The sequence below is a fragment of the Duganella sp. GW821-FHT07G03 genome (assembly GCF_059418605.1).
In genome coordinates this window covers 347,371-363,732 of the sequence record NZ_JBWKQE010000002.1, presented here as the reverse complement: position 1 = coordinate 363,732, position 16,362 = coordinate 347,371, and the positions used below count along the sequence as shown (strand labels likewise).

The following is a 16,362-nucleotide window of genomic DNA, read 5'->3' as shown; positions in this document are numbered from 1 at the left end:
CTTCCCGTGGACGCCAGCCCCTCGCAAGTTTGCCGAATTTCGATAACGCTGGCATTTGGCTCGCTCCTATACTCGATTCTGCTGCAACTTCCATACCAGACGCGCCTTACCTTAGGGAGAATCACATGAATGCAAAACAGGCGGCCGGGCAACCGGCGCTGCAACAGTCGCTAGGCACCTTCCAGTTGTGGGGCATCGCGGTAGGCCTGGTGATTTCGGGCGAGTACTTCGGCTGGAGCTATGGCTGGGCCTCGGCGGGGACGCTGGGCTTTACCATCACGGCGCTGTTCATCGCGGCGATGTACACCACCTTCATTTTCAGCTTCACCGAGCTGACCACCTCGATCCCGCATGCGGGCGGCCCGTTCGCCTACAGCAAGCGCGCCTTCGGCCCGACCGGCGGCTACCTGGCCGGCGCGGCCACCCTGATCGAGTTCGTGTTCGCACCGCCGGCGATTGCGCTGGCGATCGGCGCGTACCTGAATGTGCAGTTCCCCACCGTCGATCCGAAGACGGCGGCGGTCGGCGCCTATGTCGTGTTCATGACGCTCAACATCGTCGGCGTGCAGGTGGCGGCGACTTTCGAGTTGCTGATGACACTGCTGGCCATCTTTGAATTGCTGGTGTTTATGGGCGTGGTGTCGCCGGGCTTCTCGGTGGCGAACTTCGTCAAGGGCGGCTGGTCGGGGCAGGACAGCTTTAGCATCGCGTCGATACCCGGCATGTTCGCGGCGATTCCGTTTGCGATCTGGTTCTTCCTGGCGATTGAGGGCGTGGCTATGGCTGCCGAGGAAGCCAAGGACCCGAAACGCTCCATCCCCATCGCCTACATCGCCGGCATCATTACGCTGGTGCTGCTGGCGATCGGCGTGATGGTGTTTGCCGGCGGCGCGGGCGACTGGACCAAGCTGGCCAACATCAACGATCCATTGCCGCAGGCGATGAAGATCATCGTCGGCGAGCACAGCAACTGGCTGCATATGTTGGTCTGGCTGGGCCTGTTCGGCTTGATCGCTTCCTTCCACGGCATCATCCTCGGCTATTCGCGCCAGATCTTTGCCTTGGCACGCGAGGCTTACCTGCCGCATTACTTCGCCAAGATCCACCCACGCTTCAAGACGCCGCACCGCGCCATCCTTGCGGGCGGCGTGATCGGCATCGCTGCCATCTATAGCGACGAGCTGATCAAGATCGGCGGCCAGACCCTGACCGCCAACATCGTCACCATGTCGGTCTTCGGCGCCATCACCATGTACATCCTCAGCATGCTCAGCCTGTTCAAGCTGCGTCGTACGGAGCCGCACATGGCGCGTCCTTTCCGCGCACCGTTCTATCCGCTGTTCCCGGCGATTGCGCTGATCGGCGCGCTGATCTGCCTGGTGACGATGATCTATTACAACCTGCTAATCTTTGGCGTGTTCGTCGGCTTCATGGCCGCCGGCTATGGTTTCTTCCTGGCCACCAAGGGCAATCGTCAGCAGCACGCGGCGTTCGACGCTGTCTAACTCACATCAACGGAGCACAATTAATGTCCAAATCCTTTTTCTCCCTGCTGGCCGCGGCCGGATGCCTGGCTTGCGCGGCAGGCAGCGTACTGGCCGCTGAAGCCGCGCCGGCTGCACCCGCGCCCGACTGGACCAACACCGGCAACGTAACGCTGGTGTCCGACTATATTTTCCGCGGCATCTCGCAGACGCAGGCCAAGCCGACGGCGCAAGCCACGCTGGACTTCACCCATGTCAGCGGCTTCTACCTCGGCCTGTTCGGCTCCGGCGTCTCGCACGCGGCCTATAACAACGGCAGCGGTTCGGAGATCGACGTCTACGGCGGCTACCGCTATCCGCTCAGCGCGGACAGCAATATCGACGCCGGCCTGGTCACCTATTGGTATCCCGGCGCGCACTATGCGGCGGGCGGCAAGGACATCAAGTACCATACGCAGGAGGCCAAGCTGGGCGTGAACATGGGCGCCTTCAACGCCTACGCCTGGGTGGCGTTGAGCGAGTACTGGTTCGGCTTCGCGGTGCAGCCGGACAGCGGCAAGCTGGCCAATACGCGCGGCACCGCCTACGCCGAAGTGAACTGGAATCCCGAACTGATGCCGGGCCTGGTGCTGAACCTGCACGCGGGCCGCCAGCAAGTGCGCAACATGAGCGATTTCAATTTCTTCGACGTCAAGGCGGGCGTGACCAAGACGATCGACGTTTGGGCGTTCACGGCGGCGGGGACCTACAACAGCGGCGACGCCAGCAAGAACGGCACGCCCTTGTGGACCTTCTTCAACGCCGACGGCAGCGGCAAGAACGTGGCACAAAAGCGCCTGGTGGTAACGGCCTCGCGCAACTTCTAGACCACCGGCAGCATCGGGAGACGGCAATGAGCAGCTTTGCACATACGGTAGGCAGCAGGACATATCAGTTCCGCGACCTGAAGGACTTGATGGCGAAGGCGACGCCGGCGCGTTCCGGCGACTATCTGGCGGGGCTGGCGGCGGCCAGCGCCGAGGAGCGGGTGGCGGCGCAGATGGCGCTGGCCGAGCTGCCGCTGTCGCTGTTCCTGAACCAGATGGTGGTGCCGTATGAGCAGGACGAGGTGACGCGGCTGATCATCGACGATCACGATCGCATCGCCTTCGCCCGCATCGCCCATCTGACCGTGGGCGACTTCCGCAACTGGCTGCTGGGCGACGCCGCCGATGAAGCCGTGCTGGCCGCCGTCGCACCCGGCATCACGCCGGAGATGGCGGCGGCCGTCTCCAAGATCATGCGCATCCAGGACCTGATCCTGGTGGCGAAGAAATGCCGCGTCGTCACCCGCTTCCGCAACACCATCGGGCTGGCGGGCTGCATGTCGACGCGGCTGCAACCGAACCACCCGACCGACGACGCCACCGGCATCGCCGCCAGCGTGCTGGACGGCCTGCTGTACGGCAGCGGCGACGCGGTGATCGGCATCAACCCGGCCACCGACAACGTGCCGCAGGTGATCAAGATCGTCACCATGCTCGACGAGATCATCGACCGCTACGGCATCCCCACGCAATCGTGCGTGCTGACCCACGTGACCAACACCATCGCCGCCATCGAGCGCGGCGCGCCGATCGACCTGGTGTTCCAGTCGATCGCCGGCACCGAGGCGGCCAACGCCGGCTTCGGCATCAACCTGGCCTTGCTGGCGGAGGCGCAGCAGGCGGCGCTGTCGCTGCAACGGGGCACGGTGGGCAACAACGTGATGTATTTCGAAACGGGGCAGGGCAGCGCGCTGTCGGCCAACGCCCATCACGGCGTCGACCAGCAGACCTGCGAGACGCGCGCCTACGCGGTGGCGCGCAAGTTCCAGCCGCTGCTGGTCAATTCGGTGGTCGGCTTCATCGGCCCCGAGTACCTGTACGACGGCAAGCAGATCGTGCGCGCCGGGCTGGAGGACCACTTCTGCGCCAAGCTGCTGGGCCTGCCGATGGGGTGCGACGTCTGCTACACCAACCACGCCGAGGCCGACCAGAACGATATGGATATCCTGCTGACCCTGCTGGGCACGGCCGGTTGCACCTTCGTCATGGGCATCCCCGGTTCGGACGACATCATGCTCAACTACCAGACCACGTCCTTCCACGATGCGCTGTACGCGCGCCGCGTGCTGGGCCTGAAGCCGGCGCCGGAATTCGAGTCCTGGCTGAAGGAGATGGAAATCTTCACCCGCGACGATTACGTTACACTGGGCACAGCGCTGCCGGCTTCTTTCCAGCGAGCGCTGGCTAGCTTGAACTGATGGGAACCAGAATGAACGACGACGAGCGCCTGCTGCCGGCCAGCCCCGTTGGCGATGACGGCGTGGTGACGAGCAATCCGTGGGGCTCGCTGCGGCGCTTCACGGCGGCCCGCATCGCGCTGGGGCGCAGCGGCGTCAGCCAGCCGACCGCGCCGCAACTGGAGTTCCAGCTCGCGCATGCGCGCGCGCGTGATGCCGTGCATCTGGCGCTGGATCACGCGACGTTGGGCGATGCCTTGCAAGCCTCCAGCGGCTTGCCCTGCCTGTCGCTGCACAGTGCGGCCGCCAGCCGCGACATCTATCTGCAACGCCCCGACCTGGGCCGCCGGCTGGACGAGGCCTCGCGCCAGGCGCTGCTGGAGCGCGAGCGCGAGGCGGCCGGCCACGACCTGGCCTTCGTCATCGCCGACGGCTTGTCGGCGCTGGCCATCGAACAGAACGCCTTGCCCTTCCTGAAGGTGCTGATGGCGCGCCTGGCCGCCGAATCGTGGTCGCTGGCGCCGCTGTCCATCGTCCGGCAGGGGCGGGTGGCGGTGGGCGACGAGGTGGGCGAGTTGCTGGGCGCGCGCGCGGTGGTGGTGCTGGTCGGCGAACGCCCCGGCCTCAGCTCGCCGGACAGCATGGGCTTGTACCTGACGTGGGCGCCGCGCACCGGCCTGACCGACGCCGCACGAAATTGCATCTCGAATGTGCGTCCGGCGGGTTTGACCTACAATGATGCAGCCTACAAGCTTCACTACCTGCTGTCCGAATCGCGCCAACGGCAGTTGTCCGGCGTCGCGCTGAAGGATGAAACAGCCACCGACAATACCCTGCTGGACGCGCCGCAACGCAACTTCCTGCTCGACCTCGATTAGTCGGCGGGCGGACGTCCCGCCGACCGACTTGCGAGAGAGCGACAATGAGCCGTACCGGCCGACTTTTCCTGTTGATGGACGCGATGCGCGGCTACCGCCGTCCCGTCACCGCCGCCCGTTTGGCCGAGCAGCTGGGTGTATCTGAGCGCACCATCTACCGCGACATCCAGACCCTGTCCGGCCTGGGCGCGCCGCTGGAAGGCGAGGCCGGGGTCGGCTACATGCTCAAGGCCGGTTTCTTCCTGCCGCCGCTGATGTTCGGCGCCGACGAGCTGGAGGCGCTGGTGCTGGGCGCGCGCTGGGTGCGGCGGCAGGGCGACGAGGCGCTGGCCGCCGCCGCCAGCAACGCGCTGGCCAAGATCGCCGCCGCCTCGCCCAAGGATCTGCGCGACGACATGGCCGAGACCAGCCTGTGGGTGCCGCTGTACCAGGACCAGGACACCGCCAGCGACGTCCACGTGCGCCCGGTGCGCGAGGCGATCCGCTACCAGCACCGCTTGCGCATGGCCTACCAGGACGAGCACGGCAAGCCGTCGGAGCGGGTGGTGTGGCCGTTCGCGCTGGCTTTCATGGAGGGTAAGCGCTTGCTCGCCGCGTGGTGCGAGCTGCGCATGGCGTTCCGCCATTTTCGCATCGACCGCATCGCCGAGGTGGAGTCGCTGGGCGTGCGCTACCCGGCCCGCCGCAGCGACTTGCTCAAGACCTGGCGCCAGCAACACAACCTGCGCGAAGACTCCTGACAAAAACTGTCGCGGGGCGGTCGTACGATGTAGTCCTCAACTCATTCATCGGAGACTGCCATGCGCTTATACCACCACCCCGCTTCCGCCAACTCGCGCCGCGTCATGCTGGCGGCCCTGCACATGGGTACGCCGCTGGAAGTGACCGAAGTGAACCTGATGAGCCCGGAAGACCGGCGCCGCCTGGAAACGCTCAATCCCAATTCGATGGTGCCGGTGCTGCAGGACAGCGACTTCATCCTGTGGGAATCCTGCGCCATCATGCAGTACCTGGCCGACCGCACGCACGGCCAGACGCTGTACCCGGACAATGTCGTGGTGCGGGCCGACATCAACCGCTGGTTGTTGTGGGCGTGCCAGCATTTCTCGCCGGCGCTGGCCATCATCGTCTGGGAAAACATCTGGAAGGGCATCACCGGCAACGGCCTGCCCGACCAGGCCGAGCTGGACCGGGGCGCGCGGCTGGTGGCGAGATTTGGCGCCGTGCTGGAGCAGCATCTGGCGGGACGCGACTGGGTGGTGGGCGAGAAGCTGAGCCTGGCGGATTTCGCGCTGGCCGCGCCGCTGATGTACATCGAGCAAGCTAAGTTGCCGGTCACTCAATATCCCAAGATGATGGCGTGGTTAGGCCGCGTTCAGCAACTGGACGCGTGGAAACAGACGGAACCGGTGTGGTGATGGAAATCTACGTCCATATGTGAAATGGCGCACAGAGCGGGCCGGGCGGGAGGGGTATTCTGGACTTGTCTCCTCTGGAGGAGATCCCTAGTTTTGGACTTTGCCCGCTCCCCAGCGGGCTTTTTTTTTGTTCAGAGCATCAGCACCGCGTACAGCGACTGCACTTCCAGCGCCGATTCGCTCATGATGGCGTGCAGCGTGCCTTCGCCGACCACGAAGTCGATGGTGCGCGCGCCCTGCAGCGTGGTCGCGCCCGGACGCTGGTACAGCGGCGAATGCACCGGCGACAAATCATTGGCCAGCAGCAGCGTATCGCCCAGGGTTTCCGGCGGCAGCGCGCGCAGGCCCACCCACATCGATTCGATCGCCCGGTAGACGCCGTCCGGCACGCCCAGCTTGGTCATCACGCCACGGCCTATTTCCACTTCGCCGTGCTCGACCCAGTCTTCCGGCTCGCCATCCATCACTTCCGGGAAATCGCCGGCGCAGGACAGCATGTAGAAGCCCGCCACCTCGTGCATGATGCCGGCGAACAGCGCCGTATCCGGATCGACGTGCGTGACGCGGCGCGCGATCACCTGCGACAGGGCCGCGACGTGCGCCGTGTGTTCCCACAGTTGATTGATCTTGGCCAGCAGGGCGGGATCGGTGACCTGGCTGCCGATCTGGCGCACGATCAGCGCCGCCACCAGCGATTGCAGGGTGCGCACGCCGAGCCGCTGCACGGCCGCGCGCACGCTGGAGATTTCAGTACCGGAGCGGTTGTAGGCCACCGAGTTGGCGATGGCGACGCTGCGCGCCGCCAGCAACGGGTCTGCCTGGATGAGCTTGGCCGCCGCCTCGGTGTGGCAATCGGGATCGCTCAGCGCCTGCTGCAGGCGCAGCGAGGCGTTGACGTTGGCCGGGAACGAAAGCTCCCCCCGGCTCGCCTGAGCAGCAATAGTCTTGAAGGCTTCGAGTCTGTCCATTGCAAAAAATTATACTCGGAATATTGCCGCGTGGCACTTCTTCTGAAAATACTTTTCTGCGACACCACGGCACGCCTTCGGCGCGCCCCTTTAGTGCAGATTATTGCTCGCTGAAGATGGCGTCGCAGCCGTCCTGGGTGGCGTCGGTGTCTTGCAGTTCGTCGGTCAGGCCCAGGTCGAACAGTTCCTCGATGGCGTTCATGAAGCTGTTGTGCTTGGTCGCGCCGATCAGGCGGTAGATCTCGCCGTCTTCGTTGCGCACGCCGATGATCAGCTTTTCCTGGCGCACTTCGTCAGGGGTGGACTGGTTCAGCAGCAGGTTGCCGATGATGTGTTTGTCGAACTTGGCAGGCTTTTTGCCTTCGAGCAGAGTCGTTTTCAAATGATTTCCTTGGTTGAGTCGCAGGTGGACGGGCATTCGGTATGGCCGGCCATGATGACAGTTTTAAGATCGCTCAGGGTTTTTTCAAGGGCGGCGTAATCGTTTTCGCTGTAGTGCGCGAACACTTTTCCGCTCTCCTTGATGACTTTCGGGAAGACCGTGCAGAACACCTGCTCGCCCTCCGCCGTCAGCCGGACAAAGAAGGAACGCTTGTCGCAGTCATTGCGCTGACGCTCCACCAACCCTTTTTGTTCCAAGCGCTCGATCACGCCGGTCAGCGTACCCTTGGTGATCAGCGTCTTGTCGCCCAATTCTTTATAGGACATGCCGGGCGTATTGCCCAGCGTGGCGATGATATCGAACTGGGCGTGCGTCAAGCCGCTCTGGCGCACATACTGGCCAGAGAGCCGCTCGTAGCTCTGTAAGCAATCGGCCAGCAGCCGGATACTTTTCAAAAATCGTTCACCCATAGACTGTGATTATAGCCGGTTCGCACCGGCAATCTTGGCCGGGACTATAATGGCGGACGCACATTCATAATAAAAAAACCATGCCTCAACACTTGCGCGGCATCGCCGCTTTGCTCATCGTGACCCTGGTATGGGGCACGACTTTCCCCGCGATGAAGGACATGACCGGCTACCTGTCGGCCAGCTGGATCGTGCTGTGCCGCTTCGCGCTGGCCGGCCTGCTGTTGCTGCCGTTTATGTGGCGCGCCAAGTGGAACGATATCCGCTGGGGCATCATCGCCGGTGGGGTGTTGTTCTTGTGCTATGTGTTCCAGATCGAAGGGCTGGCGCTGACCAGCTCCAACCGCAACGCCTTCGTCACCGGCCTGAACGTGCTGGTGCCGCCGCTGCTGGGCGTGCTGCTGGGCGCGCGGCTGGAGCGCCGCATCGTCGTCGCGCTGGTGCTGGCGCTGGCCGGCCTGTTCGCCTTGTGCTGGGAAGGCAGCTTCACCTGGGGCCGCGGCGATACGCTGGCGCTGCTGTGCGCGCTGTTCTTCGGCATCTACGTCAAGTTGATGGAAACCACCACCCGCAAGGTCGAGAAGCTGATGGTGCTGACCGCCTCGCAGATCCTGACGGTGGCCGTGTGCGCCGCCGCCTGGCTGCTGATCCGCGAAGTGCCGCTGGGCTTTGCCGAGCGCAGCCAGGATCTGCCGGACTACGTCAGCTACATCTGGAAGGGCTTGCAGATGTACGGCCTGAACCTGGTCTACCTGGGCGTGGTCGCCACGGCGGCCATCATTTCGCTGCAAACCTGGGGCCAGAGCCACAGCAGCGCCAACGAGGCGGCCGTGATCTACGCCTTCGAGCCGGGCTGCGCGGCGATCTTCGCGTATTTCTGGCTGGGCGAGACGCTGGCCTGGAACGGCTTGCTGGGCGCGGTGCTGCTGATTTCCGGCATGATCGTCAGCCAGTGGAGCACCGAGCGGCCCGCCGCCGCGCTGGCTCCGGAGTAGGTGTCTTATGTCTTTCGATAATTTATCCCGCGTCATCCAGGAGCGGCCGCTGCGCATGCTGCTGGTGAACGCGGGCGAGGCCGACGCGCTCACCTGGGCCGGCCTGGTGCAGCCGCTGCGCCTGGCCGCCGCCGCGCTGGGCCGCGACGTGCTGCATCTGGAAACCATGACGCCGGCGCAAGTGGTGCTGGCGCAGCCGGGCTGGCCGCCTCACAGTCCACACCTTGCTTTGTTGGTGGCGGACGAGGGCCAGTCGCCGCTGGCGCCCGAGTTGAGCCGCGCCGTCATCGAACGCTGCCGCTCGGCCGAGTACTGGGGCGGCGTCGGCGCCGGCGTGCTGTGGCTGGCCAGCGCCGGGTTGATGGCGGGCGTGCGCATCGCGTTGCCGTGGGCGCTGTACGCCGACACCGAGGGCATCTCCGAACGCGCCATCCTGACGCCGCACCTGTTCGAGCTGGACGGCCGCCACCTGAGCTGCTGCGGCGGCGCCGCCAGCATCGACTTCTCGCTGACCCTGATCGAGCACCTGTTCGGCGCCACCGTGCAGGCCGGCATCAAGGAAAGCCTGTGCATCGAGCGCGTGCGCGGCCACGAGGAGCGCCAGCGGGTCGCCCTGCAGGCGCGCTTCGGCGCCTTGCAGCCGCGCCTGTCCGAGGCGGTGACGCTGATGGAAACCAATATCGAGGAACCGCTGTCGACCGACGACATCGCCAACTTGGTCGGCCTGTCGCGCCGCCAGCTGGAGCGCTTGTTCAAGCAATACCTGGGCAGCCTGCCGTCGCGCTACTACCTGGAGTTGCGCCTGCAACGCGCCCGCCAGCTACTGTTGGAGACCAATCACTCCATCGTCCAGGTCGGGCTGATGTGCGGCTTCTCGTCCGGCTCCCACTTCTCGACCGCCTTCGGTGCGCTGTTCGGCAACACCCCGCGCGAGGAACGGCAACGCAAGCTGCTGCCACCTGTATAGACTGGTTGTTCTGACAAGCTTACTTTGCGGCCAAAAGTGAAAATCCTTGTCGCCATTAGAAAAGAGTTTTAGCATGCCGCTTTTTATAATGGGTCCACGCGGTGCTGTGCCGCGCCTTACCCAACAACGATAGGGAATGCCATGAACGCCAAGCTCGATACGACCGTAACTACCCGTCCTGTAACTCGTCAGACCTTTGATGAAGTTCTGGTGCCAACCTATGCACCAGCAGCGATGGTACCGGTCCGAGGCGCTGGTCTGGACCTGTGGGACCAAAATGGCAAGCACTATCTGGACTTCACCTCCGGCATCGCCGTCGCTTCGCTGGGCCATTGCAACCCGATCCTGGTCGAGGCGCTGACCCGCCAGGCCAACACCCTGTGGCACCTGGGCAATGGCTACACCAACGAGCCAGTGCTGCGCCTGGCCACCGCGCTGACCGAAGCGACCTTCGCCGACCGCGCCTTCTTCTGCAACTCCGGCGCCGAAGCCAACGAAGCCGCGCTGAAGCTGGCCCGCAAATACGCCCACACCAAGTTCGGTCCGCACAAGTCGCGCATCGTGTCGTGCTACCAGTCGTTCCACGGCCGCACGCTGTTCACCGTGTCGGTCGGCGGCCAGTCCAAGTACACCGAAGGCTTCGAGCCGCTGCCACCAGCGATCGACCACGTGACCTATAACGACATCGAGTCCGCACGCGCCGCCATCGGCGACGACGTTTGCGCAGTGATCGTCGAGCCGCTGCAAGGCGAAGGCGGCGTGGTTCCAGGCGACAAGGCTTTCCTGCAAGAGCTGCGCGACCTGTGCAACAAGACCGGCGCCCTGCTGATCTTCGACGAGGTCCAGTGCGGCATGGGCCGTACCGGCGAGCTGTTCCACTACATGAGCTACGGCATCACCCCGGACATCCTGACCTCGGCCAAGGCGCTGGGCAACGGCTATCCGATCGGCGCCATGCTGACCACCGACGAACTGGCCAAGACGCTGGGCGTGGGCACCCACGGCACCACCTACGGCGGCAACCCGCTGGCCGCGACCGTGGCGCTGACCGTGCTGGACACGATCAACCAGCCGGCCTTCCTGGCCCGCGTCAAGGAAGCCAGCGCCAAGCTGCGCGCGACGATGGAAAAACTGGTGGCCGATTACTCGCAGGTGTTCACGCTGGTGCGTGGCGCCGGCCTGCTGCAAGGCCTGGTCGTGACCGACGCCTGGAAAGGCCGTTCGAAGGACATCCAGCGCGCCGCCGAAGCCAACGGCCTGATGGTGCTGATCGCCGGCATGGACGTGCTGCGCCTGGCGCCAGCGCTGATCGTCACCGACGCCCAGATCGCCGAAGCCGATCGCATCCTGCGCCTGTCGCTGGACGGCATGATCAAGGCCGCTTAATAGCACCTACGGCGGCGGACCTGGTTCCGCCGCCTTTCATTTCAGCCCGGTGCTTTCTGCTCCGGGCTTGTGCGTTAATCTGAGGAGTTCCCATGTATGTAGTCCGTCCGGTAGAACTTGCGGATATTGCTGCCCTCGAAGCGCTGGCCGCAGTGACCATGCCGGGTGTGCACACCTTGCCGAAAACGCGCGAGAAGATCGCCGACATGATCGAGCGTTCGATCGCCTCGTTTGCCGCGCACGTCGACATCCCCAGCGAAGAATCCTACCTGCTGGTGCTCGAATCGCCGCAGGACAAGACCATCGTCGGCACCGCCGCGATCTTCGCCGCCGCCGGTTCCAACGGCACCTATTTCTCCTTCCGTAACGACGTGATCCAGCAGGTCTCGCGCGACCTGAACATCAGCCACAGCGTGCACGCGCTGACGCTGTGCTCCGAGCTGACCGGCTACTCGCAGCTGTCGAGCTTTTACGTCGGCGAACGCGAACACGGCACGCCGGAAGCGGCCCTGCTGTCGCGCGCGCGCCTGATGTTCGCCGTGCTGGCGCCGCACCGCTTCGCCGACCGCTTCTTCGTGCCGCTGGCCGGCGTGACCGATGCCGACGGCGGTTCGCCGTTCTGGGATGCGCTGGGCCGCAAATTCTTCAAGATGGACTTCCTCGACGCCGAGCGCGTCATCGGCGGCGCGCGTAACCGCACGCTGATCGTCGAGTTGATGCCGCACTATCCGGTCTACGTGCCGCTGCTGCCGGGCGACGCGCAGGCGGCCATGGGCCAGATCCATCCGTCGGGCGAGCTGGCGTTCAACCTGCTGACGGCCGAAGGCTTCGAAGCCGACGACTACATCGACATCTTCGACGGCGGCCCGATCCTGCAGGCGCACAAGAATTCGCTGCGCACCTTCAACGGCGCGCTGCAACGCCGCGTGACCACCGCCGCCGAATCGCCGGACCGCGGCCGCGAACCGCAGCTGCGCTACGCCGTGTCGTCCGGCTCCGAACACAACTTCCGCGCCGTGGTCACGCATTGCGCGGCGCTGGAATCGCAAGTCAATGTGGCGCTGCCGGCCGACGTGCTGGAAGCGCTCCAGATCGCCGAAGGCGATACCGTCATCTGCGTCAGAATTTAAGAGTGGATCAATTATGCTAGTAGTACGCGCAATCACAGCCAACGACCTCGACGCCCTGTACGTGATGGCCACGCAGGTCGGCAGCGGCATGACCACCCTCAAGCCGGACATGAAGATGATGGGCGACCGCCTGGCGATCGCCGTCGCCTCGTTCGCCGAAACCATCCCGCCCGAAAAGCGCGACTACATGTTCGTCATGGAGGACACCGACAACGGCCGCATCGCCGGCGTGTGCGCGATCAAGGGCGCGGTCGGCCTGACGGAGCCGTTCTACAACTACCGCATCGGTACGCTGGTGCACTCGAGCCGTGAGCTGGACGTGTTCACCCGCATGGACACGCTGTACCTGTCGAACGACCTGACCGGCAGCACCGAATTGTGCTCGCTGTTCCTGGCGCCTGACTACCGCACCGGCAACAACGGCAAGCTGCTGTCGAAGAGCCGCTTCCTGTTCATCGCCCAGTTCCCGCACCTGTTCACCGAAAAACTGATCGCCGAAATGCGCGGCTACCAGGAGGAGAGCGGCCGTTCGCCGTTCTACGAAGGCCTGGGCCGCCACTTCTTCAAGATGGACTTCGACCACGTCGACGACCTGACCGCCGTCGGCAAGAAGTCCTTCATCGCCGAATTGATGCCGCGCCAGCCGCTGTACGTGGCTTACCTGCCGGAAGACGCGCAGCAGGTGATCGGCAAGGTCCACATGTCGACCGCGCCGGCGCGCCGCCTGCTGGAGCAGGAGGGCCTGTACTTCGAAGGCTATGTCGACATCTTCGACGCCGGCCCGGTGTTGCAGGCGCGCGTGTCTGAACTGCGCGCCATGCGCGAAAGCACGCTGGCCGAAATCGGCCTGGCGACGGACTGGGATTCGGCCTGCGCGCCGGAATCCATCGCCGCCGAACCGATGCTGGTGTCGAACACCACGCTCAAGGATTTCCGCATGATCCTGTCGCAATCGGTGCCGGTCAACGGCGCCATCGCGTTGCCGGAAGCCGAACAACAACTCCTGCACTGCCATACCGGCGATACGGTGCGCACGCTGACCCTTAATTTGAGGAAGAATCCACATGTCTAACGCTTTGAATAAAGTCTTGAGTAACTTCATCAACGGCGAGTGGCTCGCCGGTAGCGGCGCCGAACTGGTCACCATCGATCCATCGAACGGCAAGCAGACCTGGGCCAGCAACGAATCGACCGCGCAGGACGTGGGCCACGCCGCCGCCGCCGCGCGCGATGCGTTTGAAGCCTGGGCCTTGACGCCGCTGGCTGATCGTATCGCCGTCTGCACCCGCTTCCGCGATCTGCTGAAACAGGACGCGGAAGAGCTGGCGCTGCTGATCGCCGAGGAAGTGGGCAAGCCGATGTGGGAAGCCCGCACCGAAGTGACCACCATGGCCAACAAGGTCGACATCTCGGTGCAGGCCTACGGCGCGCGCACCGGCGAAACCCAGAACAAGGTCGCCGACGGCGAGGCAGTGCTGCGTCATCGTCCGCACGGCGTGTTCGGCGTGTTCGGTCCATACAACTTCCCAGGCCACCTGCCTAACGGCCATATCGTGCCGGCGCTGATCGCCGGTAACACCGTCGTCTTCAAGCCTAGCGAATACGCGCCGCGCACCGCCGTCAAGACCGTGCAGCTGTGGGAACAGGCCGGCGTGCCGAAAGGCGTCATCAATTTGGTCAACGGTGGCCGCGATGCCGGCGTCGCCCTGGGCCAGAACGAACTGCTGGACGGCGTGCTGTTCACCGGCAGCTGCCAGACCGGCACCGCGCTGCACAAGCAGTTCGGCGGCCAGCCGGGCAAGATGCTGGCGCTGGAAATGGGCGGTAACAATCCGCTGGTGGTGTGGGACGAGGATAAGACCATGGACATCGACGCCGCCGTGTTCATGGCGATTTCGTCGGCCTTCATCTCGGCCGGCCAGCGCTGCACCTGCGCGCGCCGCCTGATCGTCAAGCAGGGCGCCGAGGGCGACGCGATCATCGCGCGCCTGGTCGACGTGGCCAGCCGCCTGACCATCGGCGCTTCGGCCGCTGAACCGGCGCCGTTCATGGGCCCTGTTGTTTCGGCAGCCATCGCCAAGCGCCTGGTGCAGGCGCAGGAAGACATGGTCGCCAAAGGCGGCAAGAGCCTGTTGGCGATGCGTCAGCTGGTCGATAACACCGGCTTTGTCAGCGCCGGCATCGTCGATGTGACCGACGCCAAAGGTATCCCGGACGAAGAGTGGTTCGGCCCTCTGCTGCAGGTGATCCGCGTGGCGGACTTCGACAGCGCGATCAAAGCCGCCAACGCCACCGAATTCGGCCTGGCCTCGGCGCTGATCTCGAACGACGAAAACCTGTGGAAGATCTTCCAGGTGCGTGCGCGCGCCGGCATCGTCAACTGGAACCGTCCGACCACCGGTGCCGCCAGCAGCGCGCCGTTCGGCGGCGTGGGCAAATCGGGCAACCATCGCCCGAGCGCCTACTACGCGGCCGACTACTGCGCCTATCCGGTCGCATCGATCGAAAACAATGTACTTGAAATGCCTGCGAAACTGTCGCCGGGCATGCACTTCTAAGGAACTGACATGCGCGCACGCGAATTCAACTTCGACGGCCTGGTAGGCCCATCGCACAACTACGCCGGTCTGTCGTTCGGCAATGTGGCCTCGTTCAGCAACGTCAAGAGCGCTTCGAATCCGAAGCTGGCGGCGCTGCAAGGCTTGGCCAAGATGCGCGCGCTGGCCGCGCGTGGTTTCGGCCAGGCGCTGCTGCCGCCGCAGGACCGTCCGAATTTCCGCCTGCTGCGCAGCATCGGTTTCACTGGCAGCGATGCCGAGGTGCTGGCCAAGGCCGCCAAGGAGTCGCCGGTGATCCTGGCGTGCGCCTACTCGGCCTCGCCGATGTGGACCGCCAACGCGGCCACGGTCAGCCCGTCCGCCGACAGCGCCGACGGCCGCACCCACTTCACCGCCGCCAACCTGAATAACAAGCTGCACCGCGCCTTCGAGCACGCGCAGTCGACGCGCTCGCTGCGCGCCATCTTCAAGGACGAGAAGCACTTCGCCGTGCATGATGCACTGCCAGGCACGCCGGCATTCGGCGACGAGGGCGCGGCCAACCACACGCGCTTGTGCAAGGACCACGGCAGCGCCGCCGTCGAGATGTTCGTCTACGGCCGCACCGAGTTCGATGCGTCGGCGAGCGCGCCAAAAAAATACCCCGCCCGCCAGACGCTGGAAGCATCGCAGGCGGTCGCCCGTCTGCACGGCCTGTCGGCGGAGCGCACTGTCTACATCCAGCAGAATCCGGACGTGATCGACCAGGGCGTGTTCCACAACGACGTGATCGCGGTCGGTAACGGCAATGTGCTGTTCTACCACGAGCAGGCGTTTGCCGACGAAGCGGGTGCGCTGGAGCAGCTGCGCCGAGCGATGGGCGGCGTGGGCGCGGAACTGAACGCGATCCGCGTCGACACCGCCAAGGTGTCGGTGGCCGACGCGGTGCACAGCTATCTGTTCAACAGCCAGCTGCTAAGCAAGGACAACGGCAAGATGGCGCTGGTGATTCCGCAGGAGTGCGAGGAAAACGCCGCCGTTGCGGCCTATCTGCAAGGCCTGGTCGCCAGCGGCAACGCGGTCGACGAACTGATTCACTTCGACCTTCGCCAGTCGATGCGCAATGGCGGCGGTCCTGCGTGCCTGCGCCTGCGCGTGGCGCTGACCGATGCCGAAGCGGCAGCCATGCATCAAGGCGTGGTGATGACCGAGACGCTGTACCACACGCTGGTGGCGTGGGTGGAGAAGCACTACCGCGACCGCCTGGAACCGTCCGACCTGGCCGATCCGGCGCTGGCGATCGAAGTACACGCCGCGCTGGAAGACTTGAGCCGGATTTTGGGCTTGCCTGGACTGTATGATTTGTAAAACACCATCTCGCCCCCATATGGGGATTTGGTGTCTAATAGCGCTCAACCACTGCCGCGCAGCCACAAGCCGGCGCGGCGCCTGCAACATAAAATACACATAACGTATTGGAGAAG

At 64.6% G+C, this 16,362-nt stretch carries 16 protein-coding genes; 13 read left to right on the top strand and 3 right to left on the bottom strand.

Annotated elements, in window-relative coordinates; genetic code table 11:
• Nucleotides 1–125 precede the first annotated feature (125 nt).
• The 6 genes from eat to AC07OK_RS05525 are packed head-to-tail and all read left to right on the top strand — an operon-like array spanning nt 126 to nt 6,043.
• Nucleotides 126–1,505 carry an ethanolamine permease gene (gene eat / locus AC07OK_RS05550; protein ID WP_494689342.1) on the top strand — a complete coding sequence of 460 codons (1,380 nt, stop codon included), beginning with the start codon at nt 126–128 and terminating at the stop codon, nt 1,503–1,505.
• 23 nt (nt 1,506–1,528) lie between these two features.
• Nucleotides 1,529–2,350: a TorF family putative porin gene (locus tag AC07OK_RS05545; protein ID WP_494689341.1), complete on the top strand. Its 822-nt coding sequence runs from the start codon at nt 1,529–1,531 to the stop codon at nt 2,348–2,350.
• A 26-nt stretch (nt 2,351–2,376) separates the two neighbouring features.
• The gene (locus tag AC07OK_RS05540) at nt 2,377–3,768 is read left to right on the top strand and encodes an ethanolamine ammonia-lyase subunit EutB (RefSeq protein WP_494689340.1); all 1,392 of its coding nucleotides are present in this window, start codon (nt 2,377–2,379) and stop codon (nt 3,766–3,768) included.
• A gap of 11 nt (nt 3,769–3,779) precedes the next feature.
• Nucleotides 3,780–4,625, top strand: coding sequence for an ethanolamine ammonia-lyase subunit EutC (gene eutC, locus AC07OK_RS05535; protein WP_494689339.1), 846 nt, complete (start codon nt 3,780–3,782; stop codon nt 4,623–4,625).
• Nucleotides 4,626–4,669: 44 nt separating this feature from the next.
• Entirely contained in the window at nt 4,670–5,365 is a 696-nt protein-coding gene (locus AC07OK_RS05530) for a helix-turn-helix transcriptional regulator (RefSeq protein ID WP_494689338.1), read from the top strand.
• 60 nt (nt 5,366–5,425) lie between these two features.
• Nucleotides 5,426–6,043: a glutathione S-transferase family protein gene (locus AC07OK_RS05525; RefSeq protein ID WP_494689337.1), complete on the top strand. Its 618-nt coding sequence runs from the start codon at nt 5,426–5,428 to the stop codon at nt 6,041–6,043.
• A gap of 131 nt (nt 6,044–6,174) precedes the next feature.
• On the opposite strand, the gene AC07OK_RS05520 is transcribed toward AC07OK_RS05525, so the two are convergent.
• From AC07OK_RS05520 to AC07OK_RS05510, 3 genes are all read right to left on the bottom strand, one after another.
• Nucleotides 6,175–7,011, bottom strand: coding sequence for an HDOD domain-containing protein (locus tag AC07OK_RS05520; RefSeq protein WP_494689336.1), 837 nt, complete (start codon nt 7,009–7,011; stop codon nt 6,175–6,177).
• Nucleotides 7,012–7,111: 100 nt separating this feature from the next.
• Nucleotides 7,112–7,393 carry a hypothetical protein gene (locus AC07OK_RS05515; RefSeq protein WP_020700711.1) on the bottom strand — a complete coding sequence of 94 codons (282 nt, stop codon included), beginning with the start codon at nt 7,391–7,393 and terminating at the stop codon, nt 7,112–7,114.
• Entirely contained in the window at nt 7,390–7,863 is a 474-nt protein-coding gene (locus tag AC07OK_RS05510) for a MarR family winged helix-turn-helix transcriptional regulator (RefSeq protein ID WP_494689335.1), read from the bottom strand. Before AC07OK_RS05510 ends, AC07OK_RS05515 begins: the two co-directional genes overlap by 4 nt.
• Nucleotides 7,864–7,943: 80 nt before the next feature.
• Between AC07OK_RS05510 and AC07OK_RS05505 the strand changes: the two genes are divergently transcribed.
• The 7 genes from AC07OK_RS05505 to astB all read left to right on the top strand — a co-directional run bounded on the left by AC07OK_RS05505 (nt 7,944) and on the right by astB (nt 16,246).
• The gene (locus AC07OK_RS05505) at nt 7,944–8,858 is read left to right on the top strand and encodes a DMT family transporter (protein WP_494689334.1); all 915 of its coding nucleotides are present in this window, start codon (nt 7,944–7,946) and stop codon (nt 8,856–8,858) included.
• Nucleotides 8,859–8,865: 7 nt separating this feature from the next.
• A complete protein-coding gene (locus AC07OK_RS05500) occupies nt 8,866–9,825 on the top strand; it encodes a GlxA family transcriptional regulator (protein WP_494689333.1) in 960 nt (319 codons plus the stop codon).
• 141 nt (nt 9,826–9,966) lie between these two features.
• The gene (gene astC, locus AC07OK_RS05495; RefSeq protein WP_494689332.1) at nt 9,967–11,211 is read left to right on the top strand and encodes an acetylornithine/succinylornithine family transaminase; all 1,245 of its coding nucleotides are present in this window, start codon (nt 9,967–9,969) and stop codon (nt 11,209–11,211) included.
• A gap of 92 nt (nt 11,212–11,303) precedes the next feature.
• Nucleotides 11,304–12,341, top strand: coding sequence for an arginine N-succinyltransferase (locus AC07OK_RS05490; RefSeq protein WP_494689331.1), 1,038 nt, complete (start codon nt 11,304–11,306; stop codon nt 12,339–12,341).
• Nucleotides 12,342–12,354: 13 nt separating this feature from the next.
• On the top strand, nt 12,355–13,413 hold the full coding sequence (gene astA / locus AC07OK_RS05485; RefSeq protein ID WP_494689330.1) for an arginine N-succinyltransferase: 1,059 nt from the start codon (nt 12,355–12,357) through the stop codon (nt 13,411–13,413).
• Entirely contained in the window at nt 13,406–14,899 is a 1,494-nt protein-coding gene (astD, locus tag AC07OK_RS05480) for a succinylglutamate-semialdehyde dehydrogenase (RefSeq protein WP_494689329.1), read from the top strand. Before astA ends, astD begins: the two co-directional genes overlap by 8 nt.
• Before the next feature lie 9 nt (nt 14,900–14,908).
• Nucleotides 14,909–16,246 carry an N-succinylarginine dihydrolase gene (astB, locus tag AC07OK_RS05475; protein ID WP_494689328.1) on the top strand — a complete coding sequence of 446 codons (1,338 nt, stop codon included), beginning with the start codon at nt 14,909–14,911 and terminating at the stop codon, nt 16,244–16,246.
• Nucleotides 16,247–16,362: the final 116 nt, after the last annotated feature.

Coding starts and splice junctions, on each gene's coding strand:
- astB (WP_494689328.1), top strand. CDS start 14,909: ATGCGCGCACGCGAATTCAACTTCGACGGCCTGGTAGGCCCATCGCAC.
- AC07OK_RS05525 (WP_494689337.1), top strand. CDS start 5,426: ATGCGCTTATACCACCACCCCGCTTCCGCCAACTCGCGCCGCGTCATG.
- eutC (WP_494689339.1), top strand. CDS start 3,780: ATGAACGACGACGAGCGCCTGCTGCCGGCCAGCCCCGTTGGCGATGAC.
- AC07OK_RS05505 (WP_494689334.1), top strand. CDS start 7,944: ATGCCTCAACACTTGCGCGGCATCGCCGCTTTGCTCATCGTGACCCTG.
- AC07OK_RS05530 (WP_494689338.1), top strand. CDS start 4,670: ATGAGCCGTACCGGCCGACTTTTCCTGTTGATGGACGCGATGCGCGGC.
- astA (WP_494689330.1), top strand. CDS start 12,355: ATGCTAGTAGTACGCGCAATCACAGCCAACGACCTCGACGCCCTGTAC.
- AC07OK_RS05545 (WP_494689341.1), top strand. CDS start 1,529: ATGTCCAAATCCTTTTTCTCCCTGCTGGCCGCGGCCGGATGCCTGGCT.
- AC07OK_RS05510 (WP_494689335.1), bottom strand. CDS start 7,863: ATGGGTGAACGATTTTTGAAAAGTATCCGGCTGCTGGCCGATTGCTTA.
- eat (WP_494689342.1), top strand. CDS start 126: ATGAATGCAAAACAGGCGGCCGGGCAACCGGCGCTGCAACAGTCGCTA.
- astC (WP_494689332.1), top strand. CDS start 9,967: ATGAACGCCAAGCTCGATACGACCGTAACTACCCGTCCTGTAACTCGT.
- AC07OK_RS05520 (WP_494689336.1), bottom strand. CDS start 7,011: ATGGACAGACTCGAAGCCTTCAAGACTATTGCTGCTCAGGCGAGCCGG.
- astD (WP_494689329.1), top strand. CDS start 13,406: ATGTCTAACGCTTTGAATAAAGTCTTGAGTAACTTCATCAACGGCGAG.
- AC07OK_RS05500 (WP_494689333.1), top strand. CDS start 8,866: ATGTCTTTCGATAATTTATCCCGCGTCATCCAGGAGCGGCCGCTGCGC.
- AC07OK_RS05540 (WP_494689340.1), top strand. CDS start 2,377: ATGAGCAGCTTTGCACATACGGTAGGCAGCAGGACATATCAGTTCCGC.
- AC07OK_RS05490 (WP_494689331.1), top strand. CDS start 11,304: ATGTATGTAGTCCGTCCGGTAGAACTTGCGGATATTGCTGCCCTCGAA.